Here is an 18,782-nt window from a genome sequence, read left to right as displayed (position 1 = left end):
CATTGCCTGACCAATAATTGATTGCCGAAAGCCGACGGCCCAGAATTAACCAAAAATCAACCCTTAAAAAAGAAAGACCATGTCATTATCAGCAGAACAAAACAATGCTATTTGTGTCGAATTCTTTGAAGCAGCCTGGAATACAGGAGTAGTAAGAGAAGATTTATTGTCATCCGACGCGATCGACCATTCGCAAGTTGGCGGTAAAACCGTTTCAGAACCTGGTTCAGCCAGTTTTAAAGGAATCATCGGAATGTTTCGCGGCGCTATGCCTGATGTAAGACTTTCCATTGAAGATCAGATATATGTGGCCGATAAAGTAGTGCACCGTTGGAGACTGAATGGAACTGATACAGGCGGCGTAATGGGCATGCCACCATCAGGCAAATCACTTTCGATGACCGGTACCTCCACTGTCCGCATGAAAGACGGGAAAATCGCCGAACGTTGGGCCAATGTGGATGAGCTGGGCTTGTTGCAGCAATTGGGCGTCGTTCCTCCTCCTCCCGGCCATTGATATAAATAGTAAATCCTCCTCTCATACAGTTACCATTTGATTTTTCCCTGTAAATCCAAAATCCTATGTCAAAAAAAATACTCGCCGTTTTATCAGAATACGGATACTGGGGCATTGAACTGGTCGGCCCTCTCGAAAAGCTTGAAGAGGCAGGTTATACCGTCGAATTTATCACGCCTAACGGTAAAAAAGCGGAAGCATTGCCGCCTAGCTATGATACTACCTACGTAGATCCTCCGCTGGGAACCTGTGTTACCACGCCATTGGCAGCTGAAAAAGTAAAAGCATTCGAAGCCTCCAACCGTTTGGATGTACGCCAGAATTTGTCGGAAGTCATTCCACAACGTCCCTATTTCTCGACGCCTGATTTCCTGAGGGCTTTTGAAAAATATTACGCAGACCTTAAAATCGCGCAGGAAAAAGTAACCGAGGAATATGCTGCGGTTTTCCTGGTAGGAGGGAGCGGCCCTATCATTGATATGGTCAACAATCAGCGCGTTCATGACCTGGTTTTGGCTTTTTACAACAAAAAAATGCCTGTTGCAGGAATTTGTTATGGCGTTGCCCCATTGGTTTTTGCAAGAGATTTCAATGAGCGCAATTCCATTATCAAAGGCAAGCACGTGACCGGCCATTGTATCGAATACGATTACCACGATGGTACCGGCTTCCTCAACACTGACCTGAACATGGGGCCACCGCCATATGTACTGGAATACATTCTTTCCGATGCGGTAGGTCCTGAGGGGCAGTACCATGGCAATTTTGGAAAAGAAACCTCAGTAATTGTTGACTATCCATTTATTACAGCACGTTCATTGCAATGTTCATTCGAATTCGGAGAGCAGTTTGTGAATGTTCTTGACAAAGGTCTCACGCGTTATGGCTGGTAAAACCGGGAATCAGAAGATCATTGAACAGTTCCTTGCCGACGGCATGGACTTCATGTTCGGGAATCCGGGCACGGTGGAACAAGGCTTCCTTGACGCCCTGGCCGAGTATCCCGACATGAAATACATCCTCACTTTGCAGGAAACCATTGCGGTCATGGCAGGTGACGGCTATGCCAGAGCTACGCAAAAACCAACTTTGGTACAGCTTCACAGTTCGCCAGGGATTGGAAATGCGGTAGGCGCTGTGTATCAGGCCAAAAGGGGGCATGCGCCGCTGGTCGTGATCGGCTCTGATGCGGGTGTGCAGTACATGAACATGGATGCCCAGATGGCCAATGACCTGGTCGCCATGATGGCACCGGTAACGAAGTATGCCACGATGGCTACCTCTTCGAAATCATTGCTCAGAACGATCCGTCGCGCGGTTAAGATCGCGACCACCGCACCCATGGGTCCCGTATACATATGCCTGCCGATGGACGTGCTCGACGAGATCAATGACGAACCTGTGTTCCCAAGCTGCATTCCTTCCACGAGGGTAGCTCCATCCAAAGAGCTGATTGCGCAGTCGGCGGAAATGCTACTGGCAGCCGAGAAGCCAATGATCTTTATCGGAGATGGTGTCGCTTACTCAGGTGCGATTGAGGAACTGACGAAAGTAGCGGAGATCCTGGGCGCAGAAGTGTACGGTGTAGAATTTGGTGATCTGGTGATGGATAACACCCACCCGCTTTACCAGGGTACTACCGGGCACATGTTTGGATCTTACAGCAAACCCATTACTTCCAAAGGTGATGTGAACCTGGTAGTAGGCACTTATATGGTACCCGAAGTTTTTCCTGATCTGGGAGAAATTTACGCGCCAGACGCGAAAGTGATCCATTACGATCTGAACGCTTATGAGATCGCAAAGAACCACCGGGTAGACCTTGGTGTAGTATGCGATCCTAAGCTTTCACTGGCGGAATTACACCAGGCCATTGAATCGCTGATCACGCCGGAACAACGCGCAGCAGCAAACCAACGTATAGAGCAAATCGGTAACGCTAAAAAGCTGAAACTAGCAGGCGAAAAGGAGCTGGACGACAAGCATAAAGGAAGTCATCCCCTGCATATGGCGCAGTTCACCAGTGTACTCGCTGAAAAGCTGAACCAGGACGAAACCATCATATTCGACGAGGCGCTGACCAACTCGCCGGCATTGAGCAGGTACATTCCGCCCAGACTGGCAGGACAGTATTTTTTCACCAGAGGCGGTTCACTCGGCGTAGGATTTCCAGGTGCGATAGGTGCAAAACTCGCGCATCCTGAAAAAACCGTGATTGGATTTTCCGGTGACGGGGGCAGTATGTACACCATTCAGGCACTTTGGTCCGCGGTGAGGCATCAGACGGGAGCGAAATTCGTAGTCTGCAACAATGGTTCCTACAAACTTTTACAGCTCAATATCGACCAGTACTGGCAGGAAAGGGAGATTCCTAAACACGATCACCCGCTGCCGTTCGACTTGTCTTACCCAGCGATCAGGTTCGACCTTTTAGCAAAATCAATGGGTGTGGATGCGGTCCGTGTTGAAAAGGAAGAGGATATTTTGCCGGCTATTGAGAGAATGCTGGCCGATGATAAGCCCTTTCTGATCGACCTGGTGCTGGAAGGCGACCACCGGTCAGATTGGGTAAAGGTAAATTGTTCACATTAGCTGACTAATTAACGCTACGCCAACAAGATGCAGAATAATCAGATATACGATTACGTCATTGTGGGAGCAGGTGCTTCGGGCAGTGTACTGGCCAATCGTTTAAGTTCCGATCCTGCCAACAGCGTGTTGCTGATCGAAGCAGGCGGTGAGGACCAGGAACCGAACATTAAGGACCCGGGGGGATTTGTAACCCTTTGGGGATCAGAACTGGACTGGCAACTGGAAACCACCCGCCAGGATGGCCTGGGCGGTCGCCAGATCCTGATCAACCAGGGGAAGGTCCTTGGTGGCAGTACCTCTCTCAATGCAATGATGTATGTACGGGGAAATCCCGGTAACTATCAGGAATGGGAAGCATTGGGGGCCGAAGGCTGGGGATACAATGATGTTTTGCCGTATTTCAAAAAATCGGAGAGCTTTGAAAGTGGCGCCTCAGCATACCACCACGATGGCGGCGAACTGAGCATTCGCGACTGTCCTGACGAGGTAATGCGTTCCGAACATTTTTTGGTCGGCGCGACGGAACTGGGTTATGATGGCCCGAATTGGGATTATAATGGTGCGCGCCAGGAAAATGGCGCCGGACTGTTACAATTTCACATTGATGAAAATGGTAACCGGGATAGCGGCGCGTCAGCGTTTCTTGACCCGGCCCGGAAAAGGGATAACCTGACCATTATCACCAACGCACAAGTGTTGAAGGTCTTAATTCAGGACCAGAAAGCATTTGGGGTGGAATTATTTTGCGAAGGTCAGGAGTGGCAGGCATTGGCGTTGAAGGAAGTCATCCTTTCCGCAGGTGCGCTGGCTTCACCCAAGTTGCTTTTGCTTTCAGGAATAGGCGCTGCCGATGAACTTGCTGCATTGAAAATACCATTGGTCGCAGACTTACCGGGTGTTGGTAAAAATTTGCAGGACCACTTGCAGTTACCGATGATTTTTAGATCAAAAATTCCGATGCCGAATACCACATTACTGACTGGCAACGCCCTTTTTGTATCTACAAAGGATGATAGCAGCCTGGTGGATTTGCAGATCAATTTTACACCAAGTTTGCCCCAGCCGCTTGCACCGATATTGCCGGATCTGGGCGGGCCTGTATGTATTTTCCTGCCGATCCTGGTTCAACCTGAAAGCCGGGGAGAGGTATCGCTGAGGTCTAAAAACCCGCTGGATGCACCGCTGGTCAATCCGAACTATCTGAAAAGTGAAGCTGATATCCGGGTGCTTACCAAAGCGGTGGAACTGGTTAGACAACTGGCTAATACTCCTAAATTCCTAGAACTGAATGGCGGAGAAATGGTACCGGGTGAGGGAGCAGACATTTCTACTTTTATACGTAGCCAAAGCACGACGATCTGGCATCCGGCCGGGACTTGCCGCATAGGACAAGATCCTGACTCCGTGGTAGATCCACGACTGAGAGTACACGGAATTCAAAAGTTGCGCGTAGCCGATGCGTCGGTGATGCCCACGGTAACGAGCGGCAATACGGTAGCCGCGTGCTTCATGATCGGCGAGAAAGCTGCGGACATGATTTTAGAAGATAATCGGAATAAGTAGTTGATATAGAGTTGACTATTTCTAAACAATTAACCCAAAACAAAGCAATGTTAACACAGGAAGCGATACGATCATTGGCCGAAGACTGGTATAAGAAACTGGACGTGCACGTTCCCATGGTGGAAGTGTTGCCGCTACTGGCTGACGCAGAATTGGAAATGGTTTTCCCGGAAGTGACCATTTACGGTCATGCCGGATTTGAAGGATGGTTTCAGCGCGTGATCCGCATCTTTTTTGATGAAGTTCATACTGTTAAAAGTGTAGAGTCCGAAATCAATGGTGATACCGCGACGGCAAAAGTGGTGGTGCAGTGGGAAGCGAGCGTCTGGAATGCGCCGGAACCATTCAGCAAACGCATCAAATGTGATGCTTTCCAGACCTGGGAGGTGAAGCTCAATGACGCAGGTAAAGTGGTCATTACCAAATATATCGTGGACGGTCTCGAATACCACGAAGGCTCGGCTACGCTTTAAAAAATTTCGTTAACCCCCTTTATTTCTTTCATTATTATGAAAAATGTACCTGATACCAAGCTTGGTAAAATGTATAAAGAGCATATCCAGCACATTCTGGACAAGAACATTGATGCTCTTCTGAACCAATACACCGACGACGCCACGTTGATCAGCAGCTTTTCCAAATCGCCGGTTGTTTACAAAGGCCGCGACCAGGTGAATGAGCACATGCAGGGGATTCTGGGAATTGACGGGCTGGAAACCGAGATCATTTTCTGGGCTGAAACCGAAAATCCTGAAACGCTGATGATCACCGAGCAAATCACGATGACAGTGGGAGGAGAGCAAAGTGAAATGCGGTTTGCAGACAGCTGGGTACTGGAAAATGGTAAGATCGCCATTCACTTCGCAGGAATGGTCCAGCATCCCGACGGTTCACTGGCGTAATCAATTTATCAACTACCTAAATGCTGTTACCATGAAACTCGCGGGAAAGAAGATCGGCGTTCTGTTTGAAGCCGATTATTTTGAGAATGAAATTTTCTATTACAAATTCCGCTTTCCCGAAGAAGGGGCAGAAATCCACTTTCTGAGCCGGTTATGGGGACAGGATAAGCTCACATTCCTGGGGCACGAGCACCGTGCACCGATGGACTGCTGGGAGACTTTTGAAAACATGAGCGACGAAGAACTGAGAAGCTACGATGCCATCATTGTTCCGTCCGGAATGGTTTCCGACCGGCTTCGCTATACCGAGGACGTTGAAAAAATACCCCCGGCCACGGAGTTCCTAAAACGCGTTTTTGCGGAACCCGGCATTTTGAAAGGGATCATTTGTCATGGATTATGGCTCACTGCTCCGGCTACGGAATTGGTACGGGGGCGCAGACTGGTTTGTCACAATAATCTGATCGGCGATGCGAAAGCTTATGGCGCCATTTATGTCAACGAAGATGTGGTAGTGGATGGCGACCTCATTACCGGACGGTCCGGTGGTCATGCGCATTTGTTTGCCAAAAAGATCATTGAAACCCTTTCTGCTAACCAGAACTGATATGGAAACTTCATTTTTTCACCTGGCACTTACAGTAAAAAATCTTGCGAAGTTCGAATCATTCTATTCCCGGCATTTTGGTTTTAAAAGGGCCAGGGTGATTAGTTTGGGCGACGATGCAGAGCTCGTTTTCCTTAAAAATGCGGACAACTTTTACTTTGAGATTTTTCCTCCCGAAGAAGAACGTCCCTGCCCAATGTCAGAAGCGGACGGCCCGCATTACCCGGGGCTGAGGCACATTGCGTTTTCGGTGGATGACATCGATGCCAAAGTCGCATCCATGGGCGAAGATGCGGTTATTACACTTGGTCCGCTGCATTTTGACGATGTGATCGAGGGATGGAAAACAGTGTGGCTGAAAGACCCTGAGGGTAATATCATTGAAATCACGCAGGGCTACCGCGACCAGGAAGACCTCGTGGTCTAGTCCCCTTCGACTGCGGCGGCCGGTACGCTTAGGGTGACAACCCTCTTGTCACTGAGCGCAGTCGAAGTGCACATGCACGACGTAGAAATCCTTCTTTATCAAATAATTATAAAAACACCTTAACTATTGCAGCATGAATATAAATTTCACTTTTTCGGATACCATTGCAGGGTATATCACGGGATATAATGCACAGGAACGCTGGTTTACGCTGGAAACTTCGGATAAAAGACCATTCAAGGTCAACCTGATCCCTTCCACTTATGCCCGCAGCGTACAGAATTTGACAGAAGGCTGGCAGGATCCAGGTGATATCACTGCATTCCTGGCTACGAACGGACAGTACGTTTATGCTTACGGAACGTTTTATCCCAATGCTGGTGCAGACGAAGCAGCATTTGAAGCACAGCAACTGATATTCCCGGGCAAGGAGCCGAAAGCTTACCGTCACGAAGAGCAAAACTGGTGGATCACGCAAATCAGTTCTATTGCTTCGAGTTATTTGAAATGGCAGTTTGATTATCCGAAGGAGGAGATCAACTACAAGAATTACCGTACCATGCTCCATTTGGGAGGTGCGAAAAAAGGTGATTATTTGCAGGAAACAGATACCATTTCTCGGATGGTGTACGGTTTCGCATCAGCATACCTGTTGACAGGAAAAGATGAATTCCTGGAAGGTGCCGAGTTGGGAACGGAATACCTACGTGACCACATGCGGTTCTTCGATCAGGACGATGACCTGGTGTACTGGTACCACGGATTGAAAGTGGAAGGCCAGAAAGAAACGAAATTGCTGACTTCCGAGTTTGGCGACGACCTGGATTCGCTTCCTATGTACGAGCAGATCTATGCGCTTGCTGGGCCTACACAAACGTACCGGATCACAGGCGACAAGCGCATCCGTGAAGACATTGATAAAACCATTGATCTGTTTGAAAAATACTTTAAAGATCCGAATGGCATAGGCTACTACTCTCACTTGCACCCGATCACATTGGATGCGCACGAAGAGTCGCTGGCACACAACAAAGCACGTAAAAACTGGAATTCAGTGGGTGACCACGCACCGGCTTACCTGATCAACCTGTACCTGGCAAGTGGTGAGAAAAAACATGCTGACTTCCTGGAATATACATTTGATACCATTACCAAATATTTCCCCGACTACGAGAACAGCCCGTTTGTTCAGGAGAAATTTTTCGAAGATTGGAGCAAAGACCAAACCTGGGGATGGCAGCAAAATCGTGCGGTAGTAGGCCACAACCTCAAAATCGCATGGAACCTGATCCGTCAGCAATCATTGACCCCGAAAGATGAATACCTGGCTTTTGCCAAGAAAATTGCTGAACTGATGCCGGCCGCAGGCTCTGATCAGCAGCGCGGCGGCTGGTACGACGTCGTTGAAAGGGTTCAAAAAACTGGCGACAAACATCAGTTTGTATGGCACGACCGCAAGGCATGGTGGCAGCAGGAGCAGGCGATACTCGCTTACCTGATCATGTACGGGGTACTGGGCGACAAAGAATACGAAAAACAAGCGCGTGAGGCGGCTGCATTCTACAATGCGTTCTTCCTGGATAATGACGATGGCGGTGTGTATTTCAATGTGTTTGGCAATGGTATGCCTTACCTGCTCGGGACAGAGCGTTACAAAGGTAGCCACTCCATGAGTGCGTACCATAGTACTGAATTGTGCTATCTGTCAGCGGTTTACATTAACCTTTTGATCACCAAGCAACCAACGTACTTCTACTTCAAGCCTTATCCGAACAGCTGGACCGACAACATCCTGCGTGTATCACCGGATATCCTGCCTGCTGGTAGCATTTACATTAGCGAGGTGTTTATCAATGATCAGCCTTATACCGACTTCGACGCATACGGATTAACCGTGAAACTTCCTGAAGCAGAGGAAAGTATCCGAGTGAAAGTACAGATCAGCCCAGCAAAATAATTGACCGTAAAAAAGCTAAAAGCTAACAGCTAATCGCTAAAAACTATGAAAGTAACAATTACGGATCACGAAGATATCACGGTTGTAGAGGTGACGGGTGACATTGATAGCAAAACCGCGCCTGAATTTGAAAGAAATGCCAAGCTGGCGACAGAAAAAAGCCAAAAGATCGCGATTGATCTGACGGCCGTGGAGTTTATGTCCAGCGCTGGACTGCGTGTGTTGCTGATGGTTTACCGGAATATCAAAGGACAAAATGGGAAGGTAGTTCTGGTAGGGGTTTCGGAAGATATCCAGGATGTCATGTCCACGACCGGGTTTATCAACTTTTTTAGCATTGTTGAAAAACTTGATGAAGCACTTGTCATTCTTAAACAGGACTAGCCCATGGCAACAGATATCAGGATAGATTATTATCCCACGCACGAGCAGCAGGGGATTAAATTCAGACGCGGTCATGTGCTGCCGTTTGGAGCCACGATGGTTCCGAACGGGATCAATTTCAGCATCTATTCCAGCGAAGCGATCGACTGTACATTGGTACTGTTCGAACGTGGCGAGGCGGAACCATTTGCCGAGATACGCTTTCCGGAAGAGTTCCGGACAGGTAATGTCTATTCCATGATCGTCTTTGATCTGGACTACGAACGCCTGGAATACGGTTACCGGATGGACGGCCCGTTCAAACCGGAAGAAGGACACCGGTTCGACAAAAGCATTATCCTGAGCGATCCTTACGCCAAAGCCATCGGCGGACGGGACTCGTGGCTGGCCACACCGAACTGGGATAACATTTATCCTTACCGTTCGAGGCTGGTATTTGAGGATTTTGACTGGGAAAACGACCACCCGCTGGAAACCCCGATTGAAGATTTGGTGATCTATGAAATGCACGTAAGAGGCTTTACGCAGCATCCATCGTCCAAAGTCAAAAACCCGGGTACATTCGCCGCCATTCGTAGCAAGATCGCCTATTTGAAAGAGCTGGGGATCAACTGTGTGGAGCTCATGCCGATCTATGAGTTTGACGAATGGGAAAACAGTAAGGAAAACCCGGTTACCGGCGGACTGATCGTCAATTTCTGGGGATATAGTACGGTCAATTTCTTTTCTCCAAAAGCAGGTTATGCTGCGACGGGAAAATTTGGAATGCAGGTTGACGAGCTGAAAACGTTGGTTAAAGAGCTGCATAAAAACGGTATTGAGGTCATGCTGGACGTGGTTTTCAACCATACCGCAGAAGGGGACCACCGTGGCCATACCATTTCGTTCCGCGGTATCGACAACAAGACTTATTACATGCTGACGCCCGAGGGTTATTATTTCAATTTCTCAGGAACCGGAAATACATTGAACTGTAATAATCCGGTGGTGCGTAATATGGTGCTCGACTGCCTGCGCTACTGGGCCGCAGATTACCATATCGATGGCTTCCGTTTTGACCTCGCTGCCATTCTTGGTCGTGATCAGAATGGTGCCCCGCTCAGCAATCCGCCACTTCTGGAATCACTGGCTTATGATCCTATCCTTGCCAAATGCAAGCTGGTAGCCGAGGCCTGGGATGCGGGAGGATTGTACCAGGTAGGCTCATTCCCGGCATATGGCCGCTGGGCCGAGTGGAATGGTAAGTACCGTGACTCGATCCGTAAATTCCTGAAAGGCGACGAAGGATTGATCGGGGAACTTGCCCAATGTATCCAGGGATGGCCGGACTTGTACCACTACCGCGGACCAACGGCAAGTATCAATTTCATCTCCTGTCACGACGGTTTTACCCTCTATGACCTTTTTGCGTACAATGAGAAACACAACGAAGCGAACGGAGAAAATAATAATGACGGCGGTAATGATAATCATTCATGGAATTGTGGTGTGGAAGGTGAAACAGATGATGCGTTCATTAATCAACTCCGTCACAAGCAGATAAAAAATGCATTGTCGATCCTGATGGTGAGCCAGGGCGTTCCAATGATCCTGTCGGGCGATGAGGTAGGGGTTACCAAATCCGGTAACAACAATACCTACTGCCACGACAATGAGCTGAACTGGCTGGATTGGGGACTTCTTGAAAAGAATGCCGACATCTACTATTTCGCCCAGCGCATTACCAGGTTCCGCCGCGCGCACCCTGTCCTCAGAAGCCGGACACATTTCCAGCATCGCGATTATGTCAATAGCGGCTACCCGGACATCAGTTTCCACGGTACACAAGCCTGGCACGCAGACTTTTCCGAATCAAGCCGTTGTCTCGCATTCATGCTCGACGGCGCACATGCGAAGAGTGGTACCATTGAAGATGACACCGTGTACGTAGCCATGAATTCCTACTGGGACGCATTGTACTACGAACTACCGGCGCTACCCAATGGAAGAAACTGGTACCTGGCCGTAAACACCGATATGCCGACAGGCGACGATATCTACGACATCGGAAAAGAGCCGAAACTGGACGATCAGGGCAGGTTCCTGGTGGGGGGGAGAGCGACGGTGATATTGATTGGGAAGTAGGGTGTAGTTAATAGAAGTTCGGCGTAGTCGCGAAAGTTGGACGTAATCGAGAATGTTCGGCGTAGTCTCCGACTACGTCGTTGCGATAACCGGTCTCAGACCGGTCTACTTGTACCGGTCGGAGACCGGTTATCACTCGAACGTACCGGGCCGCCGGGCGGTCGGAGACTACGCTCAACTTGCTAGACTACGCCGAACTAATCACACTTGTGACAAAAAAGTTATTAGAAATTATTCATTTTAAAAACATTACAATCATGGCATTTCAAATAGAATCTGTAGTCGAAAACCAAATTGCCAAGTTGACGCTTCACGGCGAGTTGGATTCCCTTTCTGCAAGGGTTTTTCAAACTGAAATTGAAAAAATTGCCAATCAGTCCATTGATTCATTGGTACTTGATATGGAGAATCTTAACTTTATGTCATCCGCAGGATTGAGAGTGCTTATTTATTCAAAGCAAAAAATCGGTCCGAAATTAGCCATTTACATTGTCAAACCACAGGAGCTAATCGTTGATACCCTGGTCAAAACAGGTCTTCAGCACAGCGTTACTATCGTAGATCAATATCCTGTTTAACATGAGCCATGATGGAAACGAAAAGTTTTCCCGGGGTTGTTGACTCTCTGGATCCCTTGCGGGATTACATTAGTGAACTTGCTCAAAAGGCTGGCTTGGTCAAGAAGGCCAAATATAGCCTCACGCTTGCCATTGATGAGATTGCTACTAACATCATTTTATACGGTTATGAGAGGGCAGGGCTTGAAGCGGATTTCAATGTTTTGAGTGAGATCACTGAGCATGAGCTCATCATTATCCTGGAAGACCAGGCTGCTGCTTTTGACCCGCTCGGACGAGAAATGCCCGATGCTGATTACCTGTCCAAGCCTTTGGAAGACAGGGATATCGGCGGACTTGGGATTTTTCTGACGGTCAACGGTGTCGATGACTTTTCCTATGAATATGCTGATGGCAAAAATCGTAACAAGTTTATTATGAAAATAGCGGGGACCTGAAATGTATGGTCGATAAATCTACATTAGCAAATCCTTTTCCTGGACTTAGGAGTTATGAATACGAAGATCATGCACTGTTCTTCGGAAGGGATTCGCATATTCTTGCGCTAAAAAACAAACTGCTCGAAAGCCGGTTCCTTGCATTGATCGGCTCTTCGGGTAGCGGGAAGTCATCGCTGATCAAAGCCGGCCTGATCCCTTCGCTGGAATCGTCGGGTAGCCAGGACGAATGGGCTGTTGTTCTTTTCAAACCGGGTGCATATCCGGTGAAAAATTTACTAACAGCGTTAAAAACAAAGCTTAGGAAGCAGCAGGGCGTATCGGCAGGGGGAGACCTTGCGAATCCCGAATGGTCTGCGGATACAATTATGGAAACAGTAAGGGAGCTTATTTCTGCTTTTGGCAAGAATAAGCTTCTACTGGTTATCGATCAGTTTGAAGAAATTTTCCGGTACGATCTGGGTGGTGGTGCTCAAAAGGAGGCCAGGAATGAGGCGGCGATTTTTATACAGATCATATTAAACCACATTAACGAGCCGGCATTAAAATCCTACGCGGCCATCACAATGCGTTCTGACTATTTGGACCATTGCACTGAATTTAAAGGACTTACCGAAGCGATCAACCAGGGGTACTACCTGTTGCCTAAAATGACAATTGAGGAGGTACGGGATGTGATCACCAAACCGGTAGAGGCAAAAGGTACCCGGATATCGGAAGATTTGGTGGATAACCTTTTACAGGAGATCACCATGAACCCCGACTCACTCCCCATTTTGCAGCACGCCCTGCTGCGCACCTGGAACAAATGGGCAGAACTCCCCGCAAGCCATGAAACGATCACGACAGCCGAGTACGAGGCAATCGGTACCATGAAAAACTCCATCAACGTCCATGCTGAGGAGCTTTTTATCCAAAATCTGGACGACAGAAGGAAAGTTGCTGCGGAGAAACTGTTCAAAACATTGATCGTGTCGGGTGCTAGTGACACGCCGGTACTCCACCCGATCGCGTTGAGCGAAATCGTGAAAATTACAGGTATTCCGGATTATCAGCTCATTGATGTCATCCAGGTTTTCAGGGCGAGAGGCGTATCGTTTCTTAGCCCCAATGCCAATGTACGACTGAACCACGAATCGGTGATCGACGTGACAGTGGAGAAAATACTGCTGCTGTGGACACGATTGAACCGGTGGATTGAAGAGGAACTTGAATCTGCCAAATTATACAAACAACTGAGCGCTAACGCCCAGCTGTATCAGGATGCAAAAGCGGGGTTATGGGTCAACCCGGAATTGCAGCTTGGGCTGAAATGGCAAAAGGATAATCAGCCTACCAAAGAATGGGCGAGAAGGTACGATCCGTATTTTGAGCGGGCGATCAACTATCTGGATTACAGCCGGAAACAGCACGAATTTGACCTTCAAAATCAGGAGGAAAAACAGCGAAAAGCATTAAAACAAAGTCGTTACTTTGCTATTTTAGGCGTAGGTATCGGTATAGTAGCCACGGTTGCAGTGCTGTACCTGACGGTTCTTCAGGCAGAGACGAGGCAGGCATTAAAAGAGTCCGCCAGTAAGGAGCAGAGCGCTCAGAGTGAGCGTAAACGCGCAGAGGAACAGTCGAAACAGACATTGGTGCAAAGTAAAATTGCCGAGCAGCAGCAGGAAATTGCAGAACAGCAGCGGTTGCTTACTGATGAACAAAGACAAATTGCATTGCAGGAGAAGGTACGTGCCGAAAAAAAAGAACAGGAGGCTGTTGTGGCGAAGCTACAAGCCAACCGCAACGCAGAGGTTGCGGAGAAAGCATTGCTGGAAACAAAGGAGCAAAAGGAAATTGTAGAAAACGAGAAACGGGAGGTGGTCCGCCAAAAGGAGAAGGTCGACACGCTGATCGTAGTGGCCAACAAGCAACGTGAAAAAGCGGATGCTGCCACGGAAAAAGAAAAGAAACTCCGGCTGCTGGCAGTGGCGCGGTCTATTGCCATTCAATCGTATCAAATGCCTGATAGCAAAGATGATATATCTGCCTTGCTCGCCCTTCAGGCTTATAAGTTCAATGACAAGGAGTCACCTGATATCTTCAATGCATTGTCGAAAGTAGCAGATTCGAAAACCGTGATGAGAAGGCATAGTGACGTGGTGCGGACGCTGGCGATCAATCCCGGGCATACGAAGCTGGCTTCCGGCAGTGATGATGGAACGCTCAAAATATGGAATATGAATGATCTCGCGCAACGTCCCGAGAGTTATGGACTTCCTAAGGGTGTGAGACAGGATATTCGCTCGGTTTTGTTTACATCGGATGATAAGGCAATGATCGCAGGTAGCGACGTCGGGCAGATTTTCAAGTGGAGAGGGGAAACCGGCAATGCCACTCCCGAGGTAATCCGGGCTCATAAAGCGTCCATTCACTCGCTGTTGAATGTCAAAAACACACTGGTATCCGTCAGTTCCGACGGTGCAGTGCGTACCTGGAAAATAACCGACCGTTCGCTGGATTCGATACAACATATCAGATCCGGCTTTCCGATCCTGTGTGCCAAAGTCAGCCCGGACAATAAGGTACTGATGTGCGGATCGACGAACGGGAGAGTTTTATCGTTCGATCTTAGTGACCTGAAAAAGGCACCGACGGTTTACACTTTTCTCCAATTCGGAAGCCAGGTTTCATCACTGGCATTCAGTCCGGACGGAGGAAAGCTGATCACCAGCAACAACTACGGCTCATTACACGCCTGGACATTGGTTAATAATGCATTGACAGGCTCAGTAAACACATTGACCGGACGACATACTTCGCCGGTTAACAGCATTATTTTCTCTCCAAACGGTAAGCTGATGGCGACTTGCAGCTACGACGGCTCTGTGCACATTTGGAATTACAAAGACATTTTATTGCAGCAACAGCCCATTGTGATACACGACTATGATAATTGGGTCATGGGACTGTGTTTTACGGCCGATGGCAACAGGCTGATATCCTGCGGGGCCGATAAGTCGGTGCGGGTTTGGGACATTAATACGGACCAGCTTTATGCCAAGATATTTAAGACCGTTAAAAGGAATTTTACCACCGATGAATGGAATACCTATATCGGGAAAGACATTGAATATCAGAAGATTTTGCCAACAGAATAACCAGAACAGCCGGGTATGAAACGAGTTATTTACATGCTGTCAGTCTTGATGTGGGTGCTTGCCATTCTGGTAGCGGGGGAGGTGCGTGCGCAGGAGAATTGCGGAGAGTTTAAAATCACGGAGGCGCAGCGGAGATATAGCAATGGTAATTTTAACGACGTGTTTTTATTGTTGAACCCATGCCTGGAAGACGGCTTCACCAATAATGAAAAAGTAGTCGCCTATAAGCTTACCGCGCAGAGCTACCTGGCCATTGATTCATTGGGAAAAGCCACGGACGCGATCCGGAAGATGCTGCTGTTGAATCCTTCCTACGAGCCGGAGGGCGATCTGGCTGTGTCCACGAAATTTGCAAGGATCGTCAATTTTCTGAAAAATGCAACCGATCGCGTCATCCAGGTAAGTTCGGTTTCTAAAAAACTGGAAGACATTAACAAGGCTCCGGCCACGGTAATGGTCCTGACGAGCGAGGAAATCGTTCAAAGAGGCTACATTGATCTGGAAGCACTTTTTAATGACCTCCCGGGCTTTGACGTTTCGCGTACCTACGGATCCACCTATTCCAATATTTATCAGCGGGGTTACCGGTCGAGCAATACGGACAGGACGCTTTTCATGATCAATGGCATTGAGGAGAATGATTTCTGGGGAAATTTTGTATACTGGAACCGCCAGTTTCCGATCACCAATGTAAGCAGGATAGAGATCGTATATGGCCCAGCTTCAACGATGTACGGTGCCAATGCATTTCTCGGGGTGGTGAATGTGATCACAAAACAGCCTGCCGATGTAATTAAAAACAACAAGAATTTCGGCGTCAAGGCGGATCTCGGTTATGGCAGTTACAAAACCAGGTACGCCGATGTTACGACGGGGGCAAAGTTCAAGAACATTGTTTTCTCACTGACTGGCAGGGCCTATTTCTCGAAAGAGCATGATCTGTCAAAGTATGAAGAATACAATTTCAGTCCGGACGATTACGATAAGGTTAATTACAAAAAGATTCTCAGCGTAACTTCCAATGCGGCCAATTTTGTGAAAAACAATAAAATTGGCGACGGTAATGCGTACTATAACGTCGTGAAGGACGGTAATGGCCTGGTAACAGCTGCTAACCTGACCGACCAGGGCGAAATCATTGCACGTAACCTGGATAAATCAGCATTGAAAGGCAATCTGAATGGCAGTCCGATCGGTTACTCCAATTTGCTGGAACATTACTACATCAAAGGCAGTCTGAAAGTGAGCGACTTTACGCTGGGTTTTCAAAACTGGCAAAACATTCAGGGGTCGATCAACTATTCCAATGATAATTCGAGGCCAGGCTCATCCAATGGCAATATATGGGAACCGCGTCAGTCGCTTTACTATGTTATTTATGAAAAAGAGATCATTCCCGACAAGCTGGCGATCATTAACACGGCACAGTACCGTACCACGCAAATCAACGATCAGTCGCGCATTGTAACAGTTCGCAATTATTCCAACAAGGGATTAACACCGGTGAATTTGCTGAACAACAAGGCACCTTTCTGGCGGACACAGTTCTACTATCAGCAGTCGCAACAATACCGCGACGAGCTGAAAATCCTGTACACACCGTCGCCCAGACTGGATATTGTGGGCGGTGTCGAAATCCGTAACAGCCTCATTCAAGGCGACTATAAGAAAATTACAATCGATTCCACCTTGGTTGACGATTACTATGTAAGCGCCACCGAGCAGGGAAGAAGCGATTTTGACAACGTCCCGGGCGGTAACCTGTTCGAGCATCATAACTTTGGTGCGTACGCGCAGGGTACCTACGAGGCGAGCAAGGCATTACGCATTACATTAGGCGGGCGCTTTGATCATAACCGCATCAGGACCACCGGCGGCTACGGGAACCAGTTTAACCCGAGGATGGCGGTGGTGTACGCGCCGGGCAAGTTTGTCGTCAAAGCCATTTATGCCCAGGCTTTTCAGGACGCATCCAGCCGCGACCGTTACTCTACTTCGGCTCCTACGAGGCTGGTAGCGAATCCGGGGCTTCGCCCCGAGCAGGTTAATAATTTTGAAGTATCATTCAATTTTGCACCAATGAAGGGCGCCAGGCTGGATGTAAGTGCCTATTATGCAATTTATAAGGACATTATCGAGGAGATTTCGGTGCCATATAATAATGGTGTCACATTGCAAAAAAACAATACTGGTAAGTCGTATGTGACTGGTGTACAGGCTGTATTCGATTATAAAATCTCCAAAAAAATTAATCTGTTCAGCAACTACACATTCACCGATGCGAAAAAAGACTCTATCGCCGGAACAGTAGTGAAAGATGTGGTGACTAATAAAAAACTGATCGTAGGCGACATTGCCAGGCATCACTTCAATGTGGGGGTCAATGGTGTTTTTCTTAGAAGTGAAAAGCTGAATGTCAACCTCCGGTTCAATTATGTGAGCGGCCGCAGGGTAGGTCAGGGCACTTCCGTTCCGCTCAATCCGCAGCCTAATGGCCTTTTTCCGGCATACAAACTCGTCAATACTGCTATTACTTACACGATTAGCAATGCGGTTCAGGTGCAGGGAATTGTTAATAATTTACTCAACGAAAAATATTCCGATCCCGGAATAAGAAGTGCGAACGGGATCGACCAGGCCTATCGCACGCCTCAGAAAGGCACCAATGTGATGTTACGTGTAATCCTCAACCTATGAAATAATGACAAACCCTACTCTTATTATGAAGAATTCTTACGACGACAGAGTGATCCGGTACGAAACGGTCACCAACTTCAGCGACGAAATGTTCGATGAGCTTGTCAGACTCATCAACCCGCGCGACGGGCAAGCCATACTCGACTGCGGAGCGGGTTATGCGCCTGTTACGCAAGCCATTATCAGCAGGCATCCATCAATCGACGTGGACTATTGTATCTTGGAATACAGTGAGATACAGATCCAGCGTGCCAAAAAAGAAGTAACGCAACTATTGCAATTGCTGGGCGAAACCAAGCATGTCGCCTATCAGCAAAACAGCGCCGCGGACATGAATTACGACGATAATTCCTTCGATACGGTCATTACCAAAATGGTTTTGCACGAATTGCCGGCTGCCGAGCAGGTCAAAATGATCAATGAGATTTATAGAATATTAAAGCCAGGAGGCAAATTCATACTCTGGCAAACCATTCTGGACGATAGTACTGTGGAGTTTTATAGGAATATGTTCAGGAAAAAGGACAGTCTGGCAGGTTACGAATCGCTGGTAGAAAACAGGAATTTCATTACTCAGGACGCATTCTATTTTCTGTTGGACAGTGCGCGTTTTCACGAGTATGAACTTGCCAGATCGTTTACCTACAATTTCAACAGCAAGTACCGGCTTTATTCAGAATTGCAGGGCGACTGGACCAAGCTACGTTTGTTGAATGAGTACCTGGTAAACCTGGTTACGGACGAGGGAGACGATTTTTCTGAGAAGACGAATTTTACATTTGAAGACGATAATGTGAGCCTGTTTTTCAAACAGGGCGTATATCTGGCCAAAAAACCATTGACAAACGAATAGG

Annotated in this window: 16 protein-coding genes; all 16 read left to right on the top strand. The window is 47.9% G+C overall.

Going from position 1 to position 18,782, the window contains the following annotated elements:
- Nucleotides 1-79: 79 nt before the first annotated feature.
- The 16 genes from ABIO93_RS23515 to ABIO93_RS23440 all read left to right on the top strand — a co-directional run bounded on the left by ABIO93_RS23515 (nt 80) and on the right by ABIO93_RS23440 (nt 18,781).
- The gene (locus tag ABIO93_RS23515; RefSeq protein ID WP_348072264.1) at nt 80-517 is read left to right on the top strand and encodes an ester cyclase; all 438 of its coding nucleotides are present in this window, start codon (nt 80-82) and stop codon (nt 515-517) included.
- A 65-nt stretch (nt 518-582) separates the two neighbouring features.
- Complete coding sequence (locus tag ABIO93_RS23510) at nt 583-1,410, top strand: type 1 glutamine amidotransferase domain-containing protein (RefSeq protein ID WP_348072262.1); 828 nt, start codon at nt 583-585, stop codon at nt 1,408-1,410.
- Complete coding sequence (locus ABIO93_RS23505) at nt 1,400-3,109, top strand: thiamine pyrophosphate-binding protein (RefSeq protein ID WP_348072260.1); 1,710 nt, start codon at nt 1,400-1,402, stop codon at nt 3,107-3,109. The genes ABIO93_RS23510 and ABIO93_RS23505 overlap by 11 nt, the downstream gene beginning before the upstream one ends.
- A 27-nt stretch (nt 3,110-3,136) precedes the next feature.
- A complete protein-coding gene (locus tag ABIO93_RS23500; protein WP_348072258.1) occupies nt 3,137-4,672 on the top strand; it encodes a GMC family oxidoreductase N-terminal domain-containing protein in 1,536 nt (511 codons plus the stop codon).
- Nucleotides 4,673-4,719: 47 nt separating this feature from the next.
- Nucleotides 4,720-5,145 carry a hypothetical protein gene (locus ABIO93_RS23495; protein ID WP_348072256.1) on the top strand — a complete coding sequence of 142 codons (426 nt, stop codon included), beginning with the start codon at nt 4,720-4,722 and terminating at the stop codon, nt 5,143-5,145.
- Between the two features lie 36 nt (nt 5,146-5,181).
- Nucleotides 5,182-5,574, top strand: coding sequence for a nuclear transport factor 2 family protein (locus tag ABIO93_RS23490; RefSeq protein ID WP_348072254.1), 393 nt, complete (start codon nt 5,182-5,184; stop codon nt 5,572-5,574).
- Nucleotides 5,575-5,605: 31 nt separating this feature from the next.
- Nucleotides 5,606-6,181 carry a DJ-1/PfpI family protein gene (locus ABIO93_RS23485; protein WP_348072252.1) on the top strand — a complete coding sequence of 192 codons (576 nt, stop codon included), beginning with the start codon at nt 5,606-5,608 and terminating at the stop codon, nt 6,179-6,181.
- Between the two features lies 1 nt (nt 6,182).
- Nucleotides 6,183-6,608 (top strand): VOC family protein, encoded by a 426-nt coding sequence (locus ABIO93_RS23480; protein ID WP_348072250.1) that lies wholly within the window; start codon nt 6,183-6,185, stop codon nt 6,606-6,608.
- Between the two features lie 133 nt (nt 6,609-6,741).
- Nucleotides 6,742-8,565 (top strand): AGE family epimerase/isomerase, encoded by a 1,824-nt coding sequence (locus ABIO93_RS23475; RefSeq protein ID WP_348072248.1) that lies wholly within the window; start codon nt 6,742-6,744, stop codon nt 8,563-8,565.
- 45 nt (nt 8,566-8,610) lie between these two features.
- Nucleotides 8,611-8,949: an STAS domain-containing protein gene (locus ABIO93_RS23470; protein ID WP_348072246.1), complete on the top strand. Its 339-nt coding sequence runs from the start codon at nt 8,611-8,613 to the stop codon at nt 8,947-8,949.
- Nucleotides 8,950-8,952: 3 nt separating this feature from the next.
- Nucleotides 8,953-11,073, top strand: a complete 2,121-nt coding sequence (gene glgX, locus ABIO93_RS23465) for a glycogen debranching protein GlgX (protein WP_348072244.1) — start codon at nt 8,953-8,955, stop codon at nt 11,071-11,073.
- Nucleotides 11,074-11,330: 257 nt separating this feature from the next.
- Entirely contained in the window at nt 11,331-11,651 is a 321-nt protein-coding gene (locus ABIO93_RS23460; RefSeq protein ID WP_348072242.1) for an anti-sigma factor antagonist, read from the top strand.
- An 8-nt stretch (nt 11,652-11,659) separates the two neighbouring features.
- Nucleotides 11,660-12,088: an ATP-binding protein gene (locus tag ABIO93_RS23455; RefSeq protein WP_348072240.1), complete on the top strand. Its 429-nt coding sequence runs from the start codon at nt 11,660-11,662 to the stop codon at nt 12,086-12,088.
- A 5-nt stretch (nt 12,089-12,093) separates the two neighbouring features.
- The gene (locus ABIO93_RS23450) at nt 12,094-15,231 is read left to right on the top strand and encodes a hypothetical protein (protein WP_348072238.1); all 3,138 of its coding nucleotides are present in this window, start codon (nt 12,094-12,096) and stop codon (nt 15,229-15,231) included.
- Nucleotides 15,232-15,246: 15 nt separating this feature from the next.
- Nucleotides 15,247-17,928 (top strand): TonB-dependent receptor, encoded by a 2,682-nt coding sequence (locus ABIO93_RS23445; RefSeq protein ID WP_348072236.1) that lies wholly within the window; start codon nt 15,247-15,249, stop codon nt 17,926-17,928.
- Nucleotides 17,929-17,953: 25 nt separating this feature from the next.
- Nucleotides 17,954-18,781 carry a class I SAM-dependent methyltransferase gene (locus tag ABIO93_RS23440; RefSeq protein WP_348072234.1) on the top strand — a complete coding sequence of 276 codons (828 nt, stop codon included), beginning with the start codon at nt 17,954-17,956 and terminating at the stop codon, nt 18,779-18,781.
- Nucleotide 18,782: the final 1 nt, after the last annotated feature.

Source organism: Dyadobacter sp. (assembly GCF_039919315.1).
Taxonomy (GTDB): Bacteria; Bacteroidota; Bacteroidia; order Cytophagales; family Spirosomataceae; genus Dyadobacter.
This window is presented reverse-complemented; position numbering and strand designations above follow the sequence as displayed.